Raw genomic sequence first — 18,241 nt, 5'->3', positions numbered from 1 at the left:
AATCCTTCTGGTTGTGCGCGTCCGGCGCGGTATCCCGCGGGTCCGGTCGCGGGTTGAGCGAATGGCGCCTATTGAACCACGGCGCCGTTGAACGACAAGGCTACGTCGGCGGCGGGCCGATCGGCTACTGAACCACCGGCTTCACATCGCCCTTGCTGACCGCTTCCAGGCGTTCGAGCAGGGTCGGCCAATCGACTCGGCGGTTGTAGCCGACCACGTCCAGGTGCGGCACGCCCGAGCCTTGAACGATAGTGAAGCCGTCGTTCTTGGCCGCGCCCAGGCCGTCCATGTGGCAGACCTCGTCGGCCAGACGACAGGAAATACCGAGGCGGGCGTAGCCGAAATCGTCGAAGAATCCGATCAGCTTGTCCTGCAGGCTGCCGACGAAGGACGAATCGCCGACGCTGGACAGGTCCTGCACGGCGCGCTGGCTGATGCGCTGGCGCACGCCGCGGGTCTTGCGCGTGTGCAGCTCGGCGTCGAACGCGGTGGGCTGCCAATCGACCAGGCGCAGTTGTTCGATCCGGCCGAAGAGCCGTCCGGTGATGCTGCCGAAGCCGAACACGCCGGTCAGCGACTCCAGGTCGATGCTCTCCAGCGCCAAGTCCGAGCTCAGCGTCGGCGCGACCCCGAACGGACGCTCCATCGCCAGCGACGACACCGCCACCGTGCCGCCGAACAACTGCATGGTCAGGCCACCGTTGAGTTCGAGCCGGTCGTCGGCGTAATGGGCTTCGGGCAGGCGGCCGCTGAGCTCGCCGGTGAAGGCCGGCCAGTCCAGCGCCTTGGCCAGTTGGCCTACATCTAGCCGCTCCAGATTCAGGCCGAAGCGCAGGTCCAGGCCCTTGCCGCCGGAGGGCGGGCGCAGGCGCAGGCCGTCGAAGCCGGCGCGGCCGCCGAGCATCGGGAAATCCACCGCGCGGCGCAGGCGCAATTCGCCGGCGCCGCTGGAAAAAGGCAGCCGCACCGCGCCGAATCCGAGCCCGTACAAGGCGCCTTCGCGCCAACTCAATTCGCTGTCGCGCGGCGCGTCGGCCGAGTAGGCGACGCTGCCGTCGAGGCCTTCGAAGCGGAACCGGCCCTGGTCGTCTTTCAACGCCACCTCGTGCAGATTCGCCTCGGCCTGCTGCAGCTCGCCGCCGCTCATGCGCACACGCGCCTGCATGGCGCCGGACAGCTCCAGCTTGGCCAGACCGGCCAGGCCGAGGAAGCCCGACAGATAGCCGTCGCGCAGCGGCGCGAGGTCGGCGCTGTCGAGGTTCAGATCCAGCGCCGCCAACGAAGCATCGGGCGTCAGCGCCGCGCTGCCATCGAGCGCGAGGATGCCACCGTCGCGCCACGACAATCGCGGCAGGCGCCAGCCCTCGCCCGGGTTCTGGCTCGCTTCGATGCGCAGATCGACCGGGCGTTGCTGCAGCGACACGTAGGCGTTGCCGAACAACATTTCGCCGCCGAGCAGACGGCCGCCGATGGCGACGCGATCGCTGCGGTCCAGCGAGGCGTCGATCTGCAATTGCGCGCCGAGTTTCTCCGCCGCGGTCAGGCCGTCGGGCGTGTCCAGGGCGCCGCCGCTCAGGCGCAACGGGCCAGCGATGCTGAGCGGTTTATGTTCGGGCGCGGCGATATCGAGATGGCCGTCGAGGGTGCCGGCCTTGAGCCGCGCCTCCGGCCAGGCCTGCGCGACCAGCGCCTGCGCCCAGGCCAGCGGCACCCGCGCCAGTTCGATCCGGGTCAGGTCCGGCGAGGCCGCGGCGCGATGCAGCGACAAGGCGCCGCCGCCCTGGCTCAGGCGCGCGTCGGTGCTGGCCACGCCCAGGTCCAGCGCCAGCCGCAGCGGCTTGCCGGCGCCGCCGCGCAACTCGCCTTCGCAACGCCAGCCGCCGCGGCCGTCGCGCTTGAGCGGGCAGCGCCAGACCACGTCGCGGAAGCGGTAACCCAGGTCCGGCGCCTGGATTCGCGCGGCGCGTAATTCCAGTGTCCCCTCGGTGGCCTGCGCCGGCCAGGAAAGACGCACTTGCACCTGTTCCAAAGTTGCAACAGCGGTCGCGACCCGCGCCATCCTGGCGTTCAGCGTGCGCGCCTCAGCATCGGTCGTCGCCGCCCACAAAGCGGGCAGCGACAAACCCATCAGGAGGCGTAACATGGTCCGCAGCATGGATGCAGGATAGCGGGCGGAAGCGAACCGGCAATGAAGAATCCCCAAGTCCCACGCGTATTGCTGGTCGAGGACGATCCGACCAGCCGCGCTTTTCTGACCGCCGCCGTAGAAGCGGTACCCGCCTACGTCGACGGCGCCGACAGCCTGGCCTCGGCGATGGCGCTTAGCGCGTCCCAGGATTACCAGCTGTGGCTGTTCGATGCGCACCTGCCCGACGGCAGCGGCATCGATCTGCTCGAACGCCTGCGCCGTAGCCATCCACGCACGCCGGCGCTGGCGCATACCGCCACCGGCGAAAGCGAAGTGCGCGATCGCCTGATCGCTTCGGGCTTCTCCGAAGTCCTGGTCAAGCCGCTGCCGGCGGCGGCGATCCGCTGCGCGATCCGGCGCCTGCTCGGCTTGCCGGAACACGATCAACCCGCCGCGCCCGCCTCCGCCGCCGGCCAGTCCGCGGTCTGGGACGACGACGGCGCCGCGCGCGCGCTCAACGGCAACCGCGCCCACATCGCCACCTTGCGCGGATTGTTCACACAGGAACTGCCGAACGCGCGCCGCTCGATTCTGGCGGCCTCGCAACTGGGCAACCTCGAAGCGATGCGCGGTGAGTTGCACAAGCTGCGCGCCAGTTGCGGTTTCGTCGGCGCCGCGCGCCTGGGCGAGGCGGTGCAGGCACTGCAGGCCCAGCCCGATTCGCGGGCGTTGTTGAATCAGTTCGATCTGGCTGCGCAGGACACGATCGAGCAAGCGGGCTGATTTGTAGGAGGGAGCTTTAGCCCCGATGCTTTTCGGTCAGGGCATGGCGGATCGAAAGGCATCGGGGCTGAAGCTCCCTCCCACAGTTTCAACCGCATCACTCGGCGACCGGGCCCGGTTCGCGCTTGACCGATACCCGCGACAGCTCGGCCAGCATCTCCCACGACTTCAATCCGCGCGGCCCCAGGTGGTGCACGAGCACGCTGCGCATGACGTGGCGCAGGCCCGGCAAATCCGAAGCCTGCGGCACCACGTCGTCGGCCAACGCGAGTAAGGCGCGGCCGGTCGCGGCGGCGTTGCGTTCTCCGTGTCCGCGGTCGCTGAGCAGGCGCCGCGGCCCCTGCTCGGCGTCGAGGCGGTAACGCGCGGCCGGATCGATGGCGACGCCGTCGGCGTCCACGCGCCAATCGAACCCCGAACCCAGGGCTTCGAGCAGATCGCGCTCGAAGCGGCGCAAGGTCCAGGCCAGATTGTCGCCGTCCAGCTCGGCGCGGGTGCGGCCGTAGAGATCGAACAGCTCCGGGAACGGATCGCCGCGCGGCACCAGCCGCAGCAGCAGTTCGTTGATGTAGAACCCGGCCAGCGCGGCTTCGCCGTGCAGGCGCGGCGCGGCGTCCACGGCCTCGGCCGCGATCAGGCGCGCGAGTTCGCCGCGCAGCAACGCGTCCACGCGGATGTACTGGAACGGTTGCAGCGCCGCGCGCAGCACCTGCCGCTTGGGCCCTTGCACACCGCGCGCGATCAGGCCGATGCGGCCGTGCTGTTCGCTGAGCGCCTCGACCAGCAAGCTGGTCTCGCGCCAGGGGCGCGTGTGCAGGACGTAGGCGGGTTCGGCGGACAGGCGCATTGGGGCCGGGAATTGGGAATCGAGAATGGGGAATCGGTCAAAACCAAGCGCGAAGACTTGATAAGAAATCGTTCAAGGAAGTGCTTCGGCGGCGCGCGGCGGCCATGAATCACGGCTGTTCCGATTCTCCATTCCCGATTCTCCATTCCCGATTCCCGATTCCCTGCCTTATTCGTACCCCAACTGCCGCAACGCCGCCTCGTCGTCCGACCAGCCCTCGCGCACGCGCACCCAGGTTTCCAGGAACACTTTCGCGCCGAACAGATGCTCCATCTGCACGCGGGCCTTGGCGCCGATCTCGCGCAGGCGCGTGCCGCCCTTGCCGATCACGATCGCCTTCTGGCCGTCGCGCTCGACCCAGATCACCGCGCCGATGCGCAGCAGCGCGCCGTCGACTTCGAAACGTTCGATCTCGACCGTGGTCGCATACGGCAGTTCTTCGCCGAGCTGGCGCATGACCTGCTCGCGCACCATTTCGCCGGCGAGGAAGCGCTGGCTCTTGTCGGTGATCTCGTCTTCGCCGTACAGCGCTTCCTGCTCGGGCAGCAGCGCCATCACGGTCTTGACCAACGCTTCCAGGCCGCTGCGCTTGAGCGCGGAGATCGGATGCACACCGGCGAATTCGCGGCCTTCGCTGACCTGGGCCAGATACGGCAGCAACGCGGTCTTATCCGCGATGCGATCGACCTGATTGACCACCAGCACCACCGGCAGGCCGGCGCCGCGCAGCGCGTCGAACGCCAGGCTGTCTTCGTCCTCCCACTTGCCCGCGCGCACGACCAGCAAGGCCGCATCGACGCCTTCCAGCGAACCGCGCGCGGCGCGATTCATCATCCGGTTCATCGCGCGCTTCTGTTCGCGGTGGATGCCGGGCGTGTCCACCAGCAGCAACTGGCCCTCGGGAAACGTGGCGATGCCGAGCAGGCGGTGGCGGGTGGTCTGCGGACGCGGCGAGACGATGCTGATCTTGGCCCCGACCAGAGCGTTGACCAGGGTGGATTTGCCGACGTTGGGACGGCCGATGACGGCGACGTGGCCGGCGCGATAAGGAGTGGGGTTCATTGGCGAATTGTCCGCGTGCGGCGCGGCCAGGGCAAACGCGGGCAGCGGGCGCGTTCACGAATGGCGGCTGGAAAGGAGGAAATCGGTGCTGGCGGCGGCCACGGGGGCTGCCGGCGAGGCCGGTGGATGAGGCTGGACGGTCGGGGATGGGACGTAATGCGCGGTGTGCTGCGTTCGCCGGCTTTTCAGCCGACAGGCTTCACAGGGCCGCCGGCGACGCCGATACCGGGCAAGCCGGCGCGGCTCAGTCGTCGGCCTTGAGCAGGCGCAGGGCTTCTTCTGCCGCCAGTTGTTCGGCGGCGCGGCGTGAACCGGCTTCGCCCTCGGAAGTGAGCGGCGGCTGGCTCAGGGTGCAGCTGACACGGAAGCTCTTGGCGTGGTCTTCGCCGCTTTCCGACAACAGGGCGTAGACCGGCAGCGGTTTCTGCCGTCCCTGCAGCCATTCCTGCAGGCGGGTCTTGGCGTCCTTGCCGACCTTGTGCGCCGGCGGCAACGCGTCCATCGCCTGCACGAACCAGGGCAGTACCCGCTCGCGGCAGGTCTCGAAGCCGGCGTCGAGGTAGATGGCTGCGACCACGGCTTCCAGGGCATCGGCCAGGATCGAATCGCGGCGGTGGCCGCCGGATTTCATTTCGCCGGGGCCGAGCGTGAGCCGGCCGCCGAGTTCCAGCGCGCGCGCGATCGGCGCCAACGCCGACTCGCGCACCAGTTCGGCGCGGGCGCGGGTCAGCGCGCCCTCATCGGCCTGCGGCCAACGCTGGTACAGCGCCTCGGCCATGAACAGATTCACCAGCGCATCGCCCAGAAATTCCAGGCGTTCGTTGTGCGGCGCCCCGGCGCTGCGGTGGGTCAACGCCTGCTGCAGCAATGCCGGGTTGGCGAAGCCGTGGCCGAGGCGATCAATCACCTTCTTTCGAAGTCAGTTGCTGGACCGCTTCGAAATGTCCGATCACGTCGAGGTTGGCGATCAGCGGACGACGCACTTCATACTTGACGGTGATCTGCATGCCGCGGTCGTTGCGCAGGATCTTGAAGTTTTCCTGCTTCACGCTGTCGACATAGCTCATGTCCATGCGGCGAAAGAACAAGTCGCGCGCCTTGGCGGCGTCCATGTGGCCCGCGCCCGGCTCCTTGGCCAGGTCGGCCAGCGAACGCTTGACCGAATAGAACTCGCTGTACATCGGCACCAGCTTCATACCGACATAGACAAACAGGCCGGCCACGCCGAGCACGATGATGAACCCGATCAGGGTGATGCCGCTCTGATTACGCTTCATACCTTCAATCCCCTTTGATCCCATTGCCGATCACGTTCGCCGATCCAGGGCGGCCCCGCTCCTGACGACCGCGCGACGGCGGGCGCGGTTACGGAATGCTATTACCGATCCGGGAAAAATCCACGCCCCCGTCGAAATTCATCCAGATCAGGAAAGCCCGACCGCGCAGATTCTGCTCCGGCAGGTAGCCCCAGTATCGGCTGTCCTCGCTGTTGTCGCGATTGTCGCCCATCACAAAATACTCGCCGTCCGGGACGACCCAGTCGCCCTCGCCCAGGTCGAGCAGCGGCGATTCGGTGCGCAACAGGATACGGTGCACATGTTTGCCGATCTGTTCGCGCAATTCTTGCGCACCGGTCATTTCCGTACCGTTGCCGCGGCCCTGGTAGGTGCCGATCGGCGCATAAATGATCGGCTCGCCGTTGACCGTCAGGCGGCCGTCGCGATAGCTGACCTTGTCGCCCGGCAGGCCGATGATGCGCTTGATCCAGTCCTGCTCGGGGTGGTGCGGCGGACGGAACACGACCACGTCGCCGCGCTCGGGCTCGCCCATCGCGAGAATCTTCTGATTGGTGATCGGCAGGCGCAGGCCGTAAGTGAACTTGTTGACCAGGATGAAATCGCCGGTCAGCAGGGTCGGCATCATCGAGTTCGACGGAATGCGGAACGGCTCGGCGATGAAGCTGCGCAGGATCAGCACCACGAACAGCACCGGGAAAAAGGCTTTGGAGTAGTCGACTACGACCGGCTCCTTGCCGTCGTCGAGCAGGCCTTCGCGCGCGGCGCGGCGCTTGGCCAGCACCGCCTTGTCGAGCAACCAGACCAGGCCGGTGAACAAAGTCAGCGACACCAGAGCGATTTCGAACCAACGCATGCTTAATCCTTTGGGCGGGAATGGCCGGGAATCGGGTATCGGGAATCGGGAACCGGCCAAAGCCGTCGCCCCCATCCCGAACCTGTCTTACCCGCCTCCCGCGCTAGTTGATGGAGACGAAAACTTCAGAAAAACCGGATGCCGGCCGACTTGACGACGATTCCCGATTCCCCTGTCCCTATTCCCGTCCGCTTTACTTGTTGTCGGTGGACAGCACCGCGAGGAAGGCTTCCTGCGGAATCTCGACCCGGCCGACCTGCTTCATCCGCTTCTTGCCCTCTTTCTGCTTCTCGAGGAGCTTCTTCTTGCGGCTGATGTCGCCACCATAACATTTGGCCAAAACGTTCTTGCGCATCGCCTTGACCGTGCTGCGGGCGATGATCTGCGAGCCGACCGCGGCCTGGATGGCGACGTCGAACATCTGCCGCGGGATCAGGTCCTTCATCTTCTCGCACAGGTCGCGGCCGCGCCGGTCGGCGTGGCTGCGGTGGACGATGATCGACAGCGCATCGACCTTGTCGCCGTTGATCAGCGTGTCCACGCGCACGAACGGGCCTTCCTGGAAACGCAGGAAGTGATAGTCCAGCGAAGCGTAGCCGCGCGAGACCGACTTGAGCTTGTCGAAGAAGTCCAGCACCACCTCGGCCATCGGCAGCTCATAGCTGATCTGCACCTGGCTGGCCATGTAGGTGATGCCGATCTGCACGCCGCGTTTTTCCTCGCACAACTTGATCACGCTGCCGATGTAGTCGGGCGGCGTGAGGATGTTGGCGCGGATCACCGGCTCGCGGATTTCCTGCACCATGTTGACCGGCGGCAGCTTGGCCGGGTTGTCCATGGGGATGACCGTGCCGTCGGTCTTGAGCACTTCGTAGATCACCGTCGGCGCGGTGGAAATCAGGTTGAGGTCGTACTCGCGCTCCAGGCGCTCCTGCACGATCTCCATGTGCAGCATGCCCAGGAAGCCGCAGCGGAAGCCGAAGCCCATGGCCTCGGAGCTTTCCGGCTCGAAGCGCAGCGCGGCGTCGTTGAGTCGCAGTTTTTCCAGGGCCTCGCGCAGCGCCGGATAGTCCTCGGCGTCGACCGGAAACAGGCCGGCGAACACGCGCGGCTGCATTTCCTGGAAGCCCGGCAGCGGCTTGGCGGCCGGATCGCTGGCCAGGGTCAGGGTGTCGCCCACCGGCGCGCCGTGCACGTCCTTGATCGAGGCGTTGATCCAGCCCACTTCGCCCGCGCCGAGCTTGGCCAGGTCCTTGCGCTTGGGCGTGAACACGCCGACCTTGTCCACCAGATGGGTGCGACCGGTGGACATGACCAGGATCTTCGTGCCCGGGGTGATTTCGCCCTGCATGACCCGCACCAGCGAGACCACGCCCAGGTAGTTGTCGAACCACGAGTCGATGATCAGCGCCTGCAGCTTGTCGGTGTCGCGCGGCTTGGGCGGCGGAATGCGCTGGACGATGGCCTCGAGCACCAGATCGACGTTGAGACCGGTCTTGGCGCTGATCGCGACCGCATCCTCGGCGTCGATGCCGATGACCGCTTCGATCTCGGCCTTGGCGCGCTCGATGTCGGCGGTGGGCAGGTCGATCTTGTTGAGCACCGGCACCACTTCCAGGCCCTGCTCGACCGCGGTGTAGCAGTTGGCGACCGACTGCGCTTCCACGCCCTGGGCCGCGTCCACCACCAGCAGCGCGCCTTCGCAGGCGGCCAGCGAGCGGCTGACCTCGTAGCTGAAATCGACGTGGCCGGGGGTGTCGATGAAATTGAGTTGATAGGTCTTGCCGTCCTTCGCCTTGTACGGCAGCGAGACGGACTGGGCCTTGATGGTGATGCCGCGTTCGCGCTCGATCGGGTTCGAGTCGAGCACCTGCGCTTCCATCTCGCGCGCTTCGAGACCTCCGCACAGTTGGATGATGCGATCGGCGAGCGTCGATTTGCCGTGATCGACGTGGGCGATGATGGAGAAGTTTCTGATCAGTTGCATGCAGGGCGACGTGAGACTCGCCGACTCCAAAGAGTGAACGGACAGGAAAATTAACGGGAGATTATCGCACAGCCCCCGCCGCAGCCGGCGGTTCTTCGCGCCGGCGAGGCGGCGCCGGTCGGAAATCCGCCGGGCCGGGTTCACACACCGCGACACCGGCCGGGCTCGGCACAACCCGGCGACGGATGCGAAGGCGCCCGCCGAAGCCCGGCGGGCGCCCGATGGCACGGCCGGACCCGCCGCCGCGAGCCCGCGGGTCCTGGCGGACCCCGGCAGTCGCGGCGGGCGGGCCGGAATCACTTCTGCGCGCCGCCGGCCTGGACCGCGATGAACTGGGTCTGGGTGCCGCGCCGGACCAGCAGCATCACCGTCTGCCCCGACTGGGTCCCGGCCAGGGCCCGGTTCAACGCCGCGGCGCTGCCGACCTGGGTGCGGCCGACCGACAGGATCACGTCGCCCTGGCGCACCCCGGCCTCGCCGGCCGAGTCGCCCGGATCGCGCACCACCACGCCCTCGCCCGGCTTCAGGCCCAGGCGCTGGCGCGCGGCCGGATCGACGTCCTGCGCGACGATGCCCAGGGCGTTGCTTCTGGATTCGGGCGCGGAGTCGCCGGGACGGTTCGGCGCGTCACCGCCGCTCAGGCCGGCGGCGGCGCCGCCGTCGAGTTCGTTGACGGCCACGGTCAGCTCGACGTTCTTGCCCTCGCGGAACACTGTCAACCTGGCCTTGGAACCGGGCGCGATATTGCCGATCAGCGGCGGCAGATCGCTGGATTCGTAAATCTTCGTGCCGTTGACCGAGCGGATGACATCGCCCGGCACCAGCCCGGCCTTGTCCGCCGGGCCGCCCGGCAGGACCTGGTTGATCAGCGCGCCGGCGCTGTCGGGCAGCTTGAAGCCGGCCACCTTCTCGGCGGTCAGCGGCTCGACCACCACGCCGAGCTGGCCGCGGCTGACCTTGCCCTTGGCCCGCAACTGCTCGGCCGAGTTCATCGCCACGTCGATCGGAATGGCGAAGCTCACGCCCATGTAGCCGCCGGAGTTGGAGAAGATCTGCGAGTTGATGCCGACCACCTCGCCGCTGGTGTTGAGCAGCGGGCCGCCGGAGTTGCCCTGGTTGATCGCCACGTCGGTCTGGATGAAGGGCACGTAGCGCTGATCGGGCGCATACGGATTACTGCGGCCGACCGCGCTGACGATGCCGGCGGTGACCGAGTGATCCAGGCCGAAGGGCGAACCGATCGCGACCACCCACTGTCCGGCCTTGGTCAGGCTGGCGTTGGCGGTGCGCAGGAACGGCAGGTCCTTGGCCTCGATCTTGAGCAGGGCGACGTCGGACTGCTCATCGCTGCCGATGACCTTGGCCTTGAACTCGCGGCGGTCGGTGAGCTTGACGGTGACCGTGTCGGCGCCATCGACGACGTGATGATTGGTCAGCACGTAACCGTCCTGCGAAATCAGGAAGCCGCTGCCGATCGAACGCGCGCCGCCGCGCGGCTGGCGCGGGTTCTGCCCGCCGCCACCGGGACCGCCGGGGATGCCGTCCGGGCCGAAGAATCGGCGGAAGAACTCCGGAATCTGGTCTTCATCGGGCATCTGCTGCTGGCCGCGCGCGGTGCGCTCGCGCTTGGGCGTGACCTCGGCGCTGATGTTGACCACCGCCGGCCCGACCCGCTGCACCAGGTTGGTGAAGTCCGGAAGACCGGCGACCAGCGGCGCCGCCGGGGTGGCCGCGGGCGGCGGCGCGATCGGCGTGGCCGGCGGCTGCGCCGTGCACGCGACCGGCAGGGCGGCGACGATCGCGCCGACCAGCATCAGCGAATGCAGGGGACGACTGCGCAGGCGGCGGTCGGCGGAAAGACTCGTGGAAAGGCGATTCATCGTCAGGCGGTTCATTAGGCAGCGACCTCGATTACGACGTAGTTTTTCCGGGGAAAGGGACAAGCAGAAGGCAACACGGGTCCATTGCGCGGGCGCGGCGCGCATCGAGCGGGGTTTGACGTTGATTGTTTCGGAAGCGCCCGGCCGTCGTGGACGGCGCGGGCGTTGCGCAAGCGACTAAGGCCGGCGCGGCACAGGCAGCTTAGGGCTGCGGCTGCGGCCGTTCCTGGACCGATGGCCGGGTTCGCGCGTCTTCGGCCGAAACGGCCGGCTCGAACGGGTAGAACGAAGGCGAACTCAGGCCGCCGTTGCCGTAGCTGGCGGCGTAACCGCTGCCGGCGGACTGGTAGTTGGGCAGCGCCGCCCGTGGCCACGGGCGCGAGGCCGGCACTTCGCTCTGCTGCGGACGGAACGGGTTGGCGTGCGCCGCGGCATCGGCCATCACGACCGGCGTCGCCGCGCCGGCGGCGGCCGCGATCTGCAACGGCGGCTGCAGGCTCTGGCGCTCGGAGGCGCGCACCGCGGCGCGCTGGCTCTGGCCGCGCGAGCGGCGTTCGTTGAGACGGCGCGGGATTTCCGCGACCGCGATCGCGCCGGCGGCGATGCCCGAGGCATCGGCCGAGGTCAGCGAAGGCTCGCCTTGCGCGGGCACGGCGGCCAGCGCTTCTGCCGGAGCCGGCGCGGGAATGGGATTGGGCTGCGGCGTCTGCGCGACGGTCGCGGACTGCGCCGCCACCTGCGCCGGATCGGTCGCGCCGCCGGCGGCCTCGTCGGAGAACGGCCGCGCCACGAACAAGGCCGCGACCGCGACCGACGCGGCCAGGGCCGCGCCGCCGATCCAGCCGCGACGCGAACCCGCGGCACGGCGCGGCTTCAGGCCGGCGTCGGCTTGCGGCAGCGCATCGCGCGAAGCCTGCAACGCCGCGTCGGCGGCGATGGCCGCCGCCACGCGGTCGGCGAAACCGGTGCCGGCGAAGCCCGGCGCTGCACTGCCACGCGCGTGGCCGCGCAGCACGTCGCCGCACAGCTGCCAGCGGCCGCAGGTCTCGCGCCACTGCGCATCGTGACCGAGCCGCTTGTGCGCGAAGCGCGCGGCATCGTCGTCGAGCTCGCCGTCGAACAGCGCGCTCAAGTTTTCGCGATCATCGCTATGGAAAGAGGTCGATGCCATCAGTGAGCGCGCTCCCGGCTGCGTTGGGTACCTGGGTCTTGATTGTCCAAGAGGGGCCGAAGTTCCGTATCGATCGCCTCGCGGGCGCGGAAGATCCGCGAACGCACGGTGCCGATCGGGCAGGCCATCTTCTGCGCGATTTCTTCGTAGCTCAGACCGTCCACCTCGCGCAGGGTGATCGCGGACCTCAACTCCTCCGGCAGGGATTCGACCACGCGCATCACGGTGCGTTCGATTTCCTGCCGCAGCAGCTCATGTTCGGGCGTATCGGTATCGCGCAGGCGCATGCCGGTCTCGAACTGCTCGGCATCGCCGGCGTCGATGTCGTCGGTCGGCGGGCGGCGGTTCTGCGCTACCAGATAGTTTTTTGCGGTATTCACGGCGATCCGGTGCAACCACGTATAGAACTGGGCGTCGCCGCGGAAATTCGCCATCGCGCGGTAAGCGCGGATGAAGGTTTCCTGGGCCACGTCCTGGCATTCGCTCCAGTCGGGGATGTAGCGCCCGATCAGCGCGGTGATCCGATGCTGGTACTTGCGTACCAAGGCATCGAAGGCCGTGCTGTCGCCGCGCTGGACACGCCTGACCAGCTCCTGGTCCAACAACTCGTTATCGGCCATACCGCGCCGGCACTCCTGTCAGCTCGGCCATGGCCGAACAATGGGACAACCCTGTCGGGGAAAAAGTTCAATCGCAGGATTAATGGGGCCACCGGCGACCGCTCGCAACCGCCAAGTGTCCCACATGCCGCGGCGGACCGGCCGGACGGGCCCCAAACCGGCTCCGGCGGCGGCCGATTTGACGGCAGCGAAACAAGATCGGGATGATAGCGGTCTATTCCATACCTGAACGGATGGTGCGGCATGACTGCAGCCCTCGACGGCCTCCCCGCGTTTGACGGCTTACGCGCCCGGCACTGGCACACCGAATTGCGCGAGGACGGCGTATTGGTGCTGTCCTTCGACCGCGAAGGATCGCCGGTCAACACCTTCGCACAGGAAGTGCTGATCGAACTCGACGGCCTGCTCGAGCGCCTGGCGCTGGACCCGCCCAAGGGCCTGGTGCTGCGCTCGGCCAAGGCCAGCGGCTTCATCGCCGGCGCCGACATCAAGGAATTCCAGGCCTTCGACGAGAAGGGCACGGTCGGCGACGCGATCCGTCGCGGCCAACAAGTATTCCAGCGCCTGGCCGAGCTGCCCTGCCCCACGGTCGCGGCCATCCACGGCTTCTGCATGGGCGGCGGCACCGAGATCTCGCTGGCCTGCCGTTACCGCGTCGCCAGCACCGATCCGTCCACCCGCATCGGCCTGCCGGAAGTGAAGCTGGGCATCTACCCCGGCTGGGGCGGCAGCGTGCGCCTGCCGCGTCTGGTCGGCGCGCCGGCCGCGTTCGACATGATGCTGACCGGCCGCGCCCTGTCGGCTTCGGCCGCGCGCGCGATCGGCCTGGTCGACAAGACCGCCGAGCCGGCCGTGCTGGTCGATACCGCCGCCGCGTTGGCGTTGCGCGGTGAGGAACGTCCGTTCAAGCAGCGCTTCATGGGTTGGGCGACCAACACCTGGATCGCGCGCAAGATCCTCGCGCCGATGCTGGTCAAGCAGGTCGCGCGTAAGGCCAAAAAGGATCACTACCCCGCGCCGTACGCGCTGATCTCGACCTGGGAGCGCACCGGCGGCGGCATCCAGGCCAAGCTCGCGGCCGAGCGCAAGTCGGTGGTGAAGCTGTCGGGCACGCCGACCGCGCGCAATCTCATTCGCGTGTTCTTCCTTCAAGAGCGCCTCAAGGGCCAGGGCGGCAAGGATCACCGGATCAAGAACGTGCATGTGGTCGGCGCCGGCGTGATGGGCGGCGACATCGCCGCATGGTCGGCCTACAAGGGTTTCGAAGTCACCCTGAGCGATCGCGAGCAGCGCTTCATCGACGCCGCGCTGGAGCGCGCGCAGGAACTGTTCGCCAAGAAGGTCAAGGACGAGGCCAAGCGCCCGGCGGTGGCGGCGCGGCTGAAGGGCGATCTGGGCGGCGACGGCGCCGACATCGCCGATCTGGTCATCGAAGCGATCATCGAAAAGCCCGAGGCCAAGCGCGATCTGTACGCGCAGGTCGAGCCGCGCCTGAAGCCCGACGCGTTGTTGACCACCAACACCTCGTCGATTCCGCTCGACGAATTGCGCGAACACATCCAGCGCCCGGCCCAGTTCGGCGGCCTGCACTACTTCAATCCGGTGGCGTTGATGCCGCTGGTGGAAATCATCCGTCACGACGCGATGGCGCCGGAGACCGAGCAGCGCCTGGCCGCGTTCTGCAAAGCGATCGACAAGCTGCCGGTGCCGGTCGCCGGCACGCCGGGCTTCCTGGTCAACCGCGTGCTGTTCCCGTACATGCTCGAAGCCGGCACCGCTTTCGCCGAGGGCATTCCGGGCCCTGCGATCGACAAGGCCGCGGTCAAGTTCGGCATGCCGATGGGTCCGATCGAACTGATCGACACCGTCGGCCTGGACGTCGCCGCCGGCGTCGGCGCCGAACTCGCGCCGTTCCTCGGCCTGAGCGTCCCGGCCGCCTTGGCCAACGTCGAGCCGAACAAGCGCGGCAAGAAGGATGGTCAGGGCTTGTACAAGTGGGAAAACGGCCGCGCGCAGAAGCCGGAGCTGCCGAAGGACTACAAGGCGCCGAACGATCTCGAAGACCGTCTGATCCTGCCGTTGATCAACGAGGCGGTGGCGTGCTTGCACGATGGTGTGGTCAGCGACGGCGATCTGCTCGATGCCGGCGTGATCTTCGGCACCGGTTTCGCTCCGTTCCGCGGCGGTCCGATCCAGTATGTGCGCGAGACCGGGGTGGACAATGTGCTGACCCGGCTGAAGCAATTGCAGGCGCGGTATGGGGATCGGTTCGCGCCTCGGCAAGGGTGGGATTCGCCGGCTTTGCGCAAGTAAGCGTCGCTGGATTCATGCAAACGAAAAAGCCGCGCAATGCGCGGCTTTTTTTTCAAAAATAGCGGCTGATCCAGAGACCAAACGCTCAACTACATCGTGTGCGTAGGCCGCTCCGCTCCCAACGTTCCCGCCAGCAATGCCTCGATCTTCCCCTTGACCGCGTCGCCCTCGGCCGTCTCGGCGAACTGCACGCCGATACCCGCCGCGCGATGCCCCTGCGCCCCGGTCGGCGTCACCCATACGACCTTGCCCGCGACCGGCAAACGCTCGGTGGACTCAGGCAACGTCAACAGCAGGAAGACCTCGTCGCCGAGGAAATAACGCTTGGGAGTGGCGATGAAAATGCCGCCGTATTTCAGGAACGGCATGTACGCGCTGTACAGCGCCGCCTTGTCCTTGATCGTCAGCGACAAAATACCCTGCCGCGCTGCGCCCGCCGTTGCATTCATGCCCTGCTCCCTGACCCGGCGCGGCGGCTTTCGTCCGCGCGCCAGGCCATCAACAATTCCACTACCGCCAGATCCGCGCGCACCGTGGTTCGCAACAGGTCGCGGGTTCGGTTGGCGCGATCGAACCAAGTCGCAAGACTGCGCGCGCGCGCCGGGTCGGTCAAGCCGGAAGCGGCCTCGGCGAGCGCGATGTCCGACGCGTGTCGCAGACGCAGGGCCGCGTGCTCGTCGCCGGTCCAGCGCTGCGCGACTTCCGGCGCCGAGGTCTCGCCGCGCGCTAGCTTGCTCAGATCGGCGGCGACTTCGCGGCGCAGCTTGAGCCCGTCGCCGCTCAACCATTCGTGCGCCAGGCCCGGATGTCCGCGCGCGGCGTCGAAGGCTTCGCGGGTGGCGGCGTCGCCATGGCCCTGCGCTTGCAGCCACGCCAGCGCCTCCTCCGGCTGCGGCAGACGGAATTCCAGGCGCTGGCAGCGGCTGCGGATCGTCGCCGGCAGGCGCGCCGGGTGCGAGCTCACCAGCCACAGATAACGACCCGGCACCGGCTCTTCCAGGGTCTTGAGCAAGGCGTTGCAGGCGGCGGTATTGATCGAATCGGCCGGATCGATGATCGCGATCTGGGCGCCGCCGTATTGCGGCGTCAGCGCCAGGCGCTCGGACAGATTGCGGATCTGCTCGATCACGATCTCGGTGCGCAGCCGCGTGCCTTCCTTGTTCGGAACGAAGCTGACCAGTTGATAGTCCGGATGGGTTCCGGCCGCCAGCAGCAGGCAGCTGCGGCAGCGGCCGCAGGGATCGCCCTGGGCGCTGCGCTCGCGGCACAGCAGGCCGTGAGCCAGACGCTCGGCGACCGCGCGCTTGCCCAACTGCGCCGGGCCGCAGAACAGCAGGCCGTGGCCCAGGCGGCCGGCGCCGATGGAGGCCTTGGCCTGATCGTAGATACGTTGCTGCCAGGGCGCGAACACGGCGCTCATCGCGCAGCCTCCGTGGCCGCAAGCAGCGCGCGCAGACGCGCGACGGCTTGCGCTGCGACCGCGTCGGCCGGCTGGCTCGCGTCGATCACTTCGAAACGCTGCGGCTCGGCCGCGGCGCGATCGCGATAACCCTGGCGCACGCGTTCGAAGAAGTCGTTGCGCTCGCCTTCGATGCGATCGGCGGCGCCGCGACCGCGCATGCGCTGCAGGCCGACTTCCACCGGCACATCCAGCAGCAAGGTCAGCGCGGGCCGGATGCCGACCACGCGCCGCTCCAGGTCGGCGATGAAATCCAGGTCCAGGCCGCGGCCGGCGCCCTGATAGGCGTAGCTGGCGTCGGTGAAGCGATCGCTGACCACCCAGGCGCCGCGCTGCAGCGCCGGCAGGATCGTCGCGCGCACGTGCTGGGCGCGCGCGGCGAAGGCCAGCAGCAGTTCGGTTTCGGCGACGGCCGGTTCGTGATGGGTGTCGAGCATCAGGCCGCGGATCTGCTCGGCCAGCGGCGTGCCGCCGGGCTCGCGGGTGTAGACCGCTTCGATGCCGGCCGCTTCGAGCGCGCCGCGCAGGGCGGCCAGCACGGTCGATTTGCCGGCGCCTTCGCCGCCTTCCAGGGTGATCAGCCGCGGCGGCGTGGACAAGGTCATCGCGCCGCTCCCGGCACGGGCTGGGTGGATGCGGGTTGCGCAGAAGCAGGCGACGCTTCGGCCGCCTCTTCCAGCACCGCCTTGCCCTCTTCCGGTTGGCCGCGAGTCTGGTTCTGCCGGTAGCGCTGCAGATACAGCCGCACATTGGCCTGATGCTGGGCGTAGGTCGCGGCGAACAGGCTGCGGCCGCTGCCGTCGCCGGAGGCGACGAAGAACAGCGCATCGCCCGGCGCCGGGTTGGCGGTCGCCTTGAGCGCGGCCAGGCCCGGCATCGCGATCGGCGTCGGCGGCAGGCCGACGCGGGTGTAGGTGTTGTACGGCGTGTCGGTCTGCAGATCGCGCTTGCGAATGTTGCCGTCGTAGCTCGGGCCGATGCCGTAGATCACGGTCGGATCGGTCTCCAGCTTCATGCCCAGCTTGAGCCGGCGCTCGAACAGACCGGCGATCTGCGAACGCTCGGCGGGAATGCCGGTTTCCTTCTCGACGATCGACGCCATGATCAGCAGCTCGGCCGGGCTCTTGAGCACGCTGTCCTTGTCGCGCGCCTTCCACGCCGCGGCGACCGCCTTGTCCATCGAGTCGGCGGCGCGCTTGAGCACGTCCACGTCGCTGTCGCCGCCGGTGTACTGGTAAGTCTCTGGCAGGAAGCGGCCTTCCGGATGCTGGCCGGCGCGGCCGATTTCCTTCATCAGCGCCGAATCGTCGAGCTGCCCGACGCGCTGCTTGAGCGGCGTGGCGCGCGCCAGCGCGGCGCGCAGATCGCGCATGTTCCAGCCTTCGACGATGGTGAAACGATGGCTGATGACCCGGCCGTCGCGCATCGCGATCAGCAGCGCGCGCGGGCTGGTGCCCGGTTCCAACGAATACTCGCCGACCTGCAGGCGCCCGGCCGCGCCGAGCTGCTTGGCCAGCGCGCGCCATTGCAGTTGCTCGGCCTGATCGCCTTCGCCCTGGTTCACGCCGAGCGCGCGCAGCTTGCGCACCACCACCGGCAGCGAGTCGCCGCGTTCGACCAGCAGGGTCTGCCCGCTCTGCAATCCGCTCATCGGTGCGTTGGCGAAGCTTTCGTAGCGCTGCCACAGCCACAGACCGGCCGCGGCCAGCGCCGCCAGCAACAACACGATCACGATCAGACAACCGCAGCCACGCTTGCGGCCTTTTTCCTTTGCTGCCACGAAACCTCCTAAACGATCCGGACCCGCCGCGCCGGCGCGGACCGCCGTCCGCGCGGGCGG

16 protein-coding genes are annotated in these 18,241 nt (G+C 68.1%); 2 read left to right on the top strand and 14 right to left on the bottom strand.

Annotation, left to right across the window (positions count from 1 at the left end; translation table 11 throughout):
• Positions 1–124: 124 nt before the first annotated feature.
• Positions 125–2,143 carry a translocation/assembly module TamB domain-containing protein gene (locus tag LG3211_RS07995; protein WP_148648795.1) on the bottom strand — a complete coding sequence of 673 codons (2,019 nt, stop codon included), beginning with the start codon at positions 2,141–2,143 and terminating at the stop codon, positions 125–127.
• A 45-nt stretch (positions 2,144–2,188) separates the two neighbouring features.
• On the opposite strand from LG3211_RS07995, the gene LG3211_RS07990 reads away from it, so the two are divergent.
• A complete protein-coding gene (locus LG3211_RS07990) occupies positions 2,189–2,911 on the top strand; it encodes an Hpt domain-containing response regulator (RefSeq protein WP_057942370.1) in 723 nt (240 codons plus the stop codon).
• A gap of 97 nt (positions 2,912–3,008) precedes the next feature.
• Here the strand turns inward: LG3211_RS07990 and recO are convergent, their stop codons facing one another.
• The 9 genes from recO to rpoE form a co-directional block, all read right to left on the bottom strand.
• Entirely contained in the window at positions 3,009–3,758 is a 750-nt protein-coding gene (recO, locus tag LG3211_RS07985; RefSeq protein ID WP_057942369.1) for a DNA repair protein RecO, read from the bottom strand.
• 168 nt (positions 3,759–3,926) lie between these two features.
• The gene (gene era / locus LG3211_RS07980) at positions 3,927–4,820 is read right to left on the bottom strand and encodes a GTPase Era (RefSeq protein ID WP_057942368.1); all 894 of its coding nucleotides are present in this window, start codon (positions 4,818–4,820) and stop codon (positions 3,927–3,929) included.
• A 244-nt stretch (positions 4,821–5,064) separates the two neighbouring features.
• On the bottom strand, positions 5,065–5,727 hold the full coding sequence (gene rnc, locus LG3211_RS07975; protein ID WP_057942367.1) for a ribonuclease III: 663 nt from the start codon (positions 5,725–5,727) through the stop codon (positions 5,065–5,067).
• Positions 5,720–6,097 (bottom strand): DUF4845 domain-containing protein, encoded by a 378-nt coding sequence (locus tag LG3211_RS07970; protein ID WP_057942366.1) that lies wholly within the window; start codon positions 6,095–6,097, stop codon positions 5,720–5,722. Before LG3211_RS07970 ends, rnc begins: the two co-directional genes overlap by 8 nt.
• An 88-nt stretch (positions 6,098–6,185) precedes the next feature.
• On the bottom strand, positions 6,186–6,971 hold the full coding sequence (lepB, locus tag LG3211_RS07965) for a signal peptidase I (protein WP_057942365.1): 786 nt from the start codon (positions 6,969–6,971) through the stop codon (positions 6,186–6,188).
• Between the two features lie 193 nt (positions 6,972–7,164).
• Positions 7,165–8,958 carry a translation elongation factor 4 gene (gene lepA / locus LG3211_RS07960; protein ID WP_057942364.1) on the bottom strand — a complete coding sequence of 598 codons (1,794 nt, stop codon included), beginning with the start codon at positions 8,956–8,958 and terminating at the stop codon, positions 7,165–7,167.
• A 296-nt stretch (positions 8,959–9,254) separates the two neighbouring features.
• Positions 9,255–10,838, bottom strand: a complete 1,584-nt coding sequence (locus LG3211_RS07955; protein WP_083512864.1) for a DegQ family serine endoprotease — start codon at positions 10,836–10,838, stop codon at positions 9,255–9,257.
• Between the two features lie 202 nt (positions 10,839–11,040).
• The gene (locus LG3211_RS07950) at positions 11,041–12,009 is read right to left on the bottom strand and encodes a sigma-E factor negative regulatory protein (protein ID WP_057942363.1); all 969 of its coding nucleotides are present in this window, start codon (positions 12,007–12,009) and stop codon (positions 11,041–11,043) included.
• Positions 12,009–12,629: an RNA polymerase sigma factor RpoE gene (gene rpoE, locus LG3211_RS07945; RefSeq protein WP_057942362.1), complete on the bottom strand. Its 621-nt coding sequence runs from the start codon at positions 12,627–12,629 to the stop codon at positions 12,009–12,011. Before rpoE ends, LG3211_RS07950 begins: the two co-directional genes overlap by 1 nt.
• A 243-nt stretch (positions 12,630–12,872) precedes the next feature.
• Between rpoE and LG3211_RS07940 the strand changes: the two genes are divergently transcribed.
• A complete protein-coding gene (locus tag LG3211_RS07940; protein ID WP_057942361.1) occupies positions 12,873–14,942 on the top strand; it encodes a 3-hydroxyacyl-CoA dehydrogenase NAD-binding domain-containing protein in 2,070 nt (689 codons plus the stop codon).
• 89 nt (positions 14,943–15,031) lie between these two features.
• On the opposite strand, the gene LG3211_RS07935 is transcribed toward LG3211_RS07940, so the two are convergent.
• Genes LG3211_RS07935 through mltG form a run of 4 tightly spaced genes read right to left on the bottom strand, consistent with a single transcriptional unit; the run spans position 15,032 to position 18,181 of the window.
• Positions 15,032–15,391, bottom strand: a complete 360-nt coding sequence (locus tag LG3211_RS07935) for a PilZ domain-containing protein (RefSeq protein WP_057942360.1) — start codon at positions 15,389–15,391, stop codon at positions 15,032–15,034.
• Entirely contained in the window at positions 15,388–16,362 is a 975-nt protein-coding gene (locus LG3211_RS07930; protein WP_057942359.1) for a DNA polymerase III subunit delta', read from the bottom strand. The genes LG3211_RS07935 and LG3211_RS07930 overlap by 4 nt, the downstream gene beginning before the upstream one ends.
• Entirely contained in the window at positions 16,359–17,006 is a 648-nt protein-coding gene (gene tmk, locus LG3211_RS07925; RefSeq protein WP_057942358.1) for a dTMP kinase, read from the bottom strand. The genes LG3211_RS07930 and tmk overlap by 4 nt, the downstream gene beginning before the upstream one ends.
• On the bottom strand, positions 17,003–18,181 hold the full coding sequence (mltG, locus tag LG3211_RS07920; RefSeq protein ID WP_237049850.1) for an endolytic transglycosylase MltG: 1,179 nt from the start codon (positions 18,179–18,181) through the stop codon (positions 17,003–17,005). Before mltG ends, tmk begins: the two co-directional genes overlap by 4 nt.
• Positions 18,182–18,241: the final 60 nt, after the last annotated feature.

This window comes from Lysobacter gummosus, from assembly GCF_001442805.1.
Taxonomy (GTDB): domain Bacteria; phylum Pseudomonadota; class Gammaproteobacteria; order Xanthomonadales; family Xanthomonadaceae; genus Lysobacter; species Lysobacter gummosus.
This window is presented reverse-complemented; position numbering and strand designations above follow the sequence as displayed.

Excerpts from the sequence above, each read along its gene's own strand:
- LG3211_RS07935 (WP_057942360.1), bottom strand. The coding sequence starts at position 15,391 with ATGAATGCAACGGCGGGCGCAGCGCGGCAGGGTATTTTGTCGCTGACG.
- recO (WP_057942369.1), bottom strand. The coding sequence starts at position 3,758 with ATGCGCCTGTCCGCCGAACCCGCCTACGTCCTGCACACGCGCCCCTGG.
- rpoE (WP_057942362.1), bottom strand. The coding sequence starts at position 12,629 with ATGGCCGATAACGAGTTGTTGGACCAGGAGCTGGTCAGGCGTGTCCAG.
- lepB (WP_057942365.1), bottom strand. The coding sequence starts at position 6,971 with ATGCGTTGGTTCGAAATCGCTCTGGTGTCGCTGACTTTGTTCACCGGC.
- LG3211_RS07970 (WP_057942366.1), bottom strand. The coding sequence starts at position 6,097 with ATGAAGCGTAATCAGAGCGGCATCACCCTGATCGGGTTCATCATCGTG.
- LG3211_RS07950 (WP_057942363.1), bottom strand. The coding sequence starts at position 12,009 with ATGGCATCGACCTCTTTCCATAGCGATGATCGCGAAAACTTGAGCGCG.
- LG3211_RS07930 (WP_057942359.1), bottom strand. The coding sequence starts at position 16,362 with ATGAGCGCCGTGTTCGCGCCCTGGCAGCAACGTATCTACGATCAGGCC.
- LG3211_RS07940 (WP_057942361.1), top strand. The coding sequence starts at position 12,873 with ATGACTGCAGCCCTCGACGGCCTCCCCGCGTTTGACGGCTTACGCGCC.
- LG3211_RS07955 (WP_083512864.1), bottom strand. The coding sequence starts at position 10,838 with ATGAATCGCCTTTCCACGAGTCTTTCCGCCGACCGCCGCCTGCGCAGT.
- lepA (WP_057942364.1), bottom strand. The coding sequence starts at position 8,958 with ATGCAACTGATCAGAAACTTCTCCATCATCGCCCACGTCGATCACGGC.
- tmk (WP_057942358.1), bottom strand. The coding sequence starts at position 17,006 with ATGACCTTGTCCACGCCGCCGCGGCTGATCACCCTGGAAGGCGGCGAA.
- LG3211_RS07990 (WP_057942370.1), top strand. The coding sequence starts at position 2,189 with ATGAAGAATCCCCAAGTCCCACGCGTATTGCTGGTCGAGGACGATCCG.
- era (WP_057942368.1), bottom strand. The coding sequence starts at position 4,820 with ATGAACCCCACTCCTTATCGCGCCGGCCACGTCGCCGTCATCGGCCGT.
- LG3211_RS07995 (WP_148648795.1), bottom strand. The coding sequence starts at position 2,143 with ATGTTACGCCTCCTGATGGGTTTGTCGCTGCCCGCTTTGTGGGCGGCG.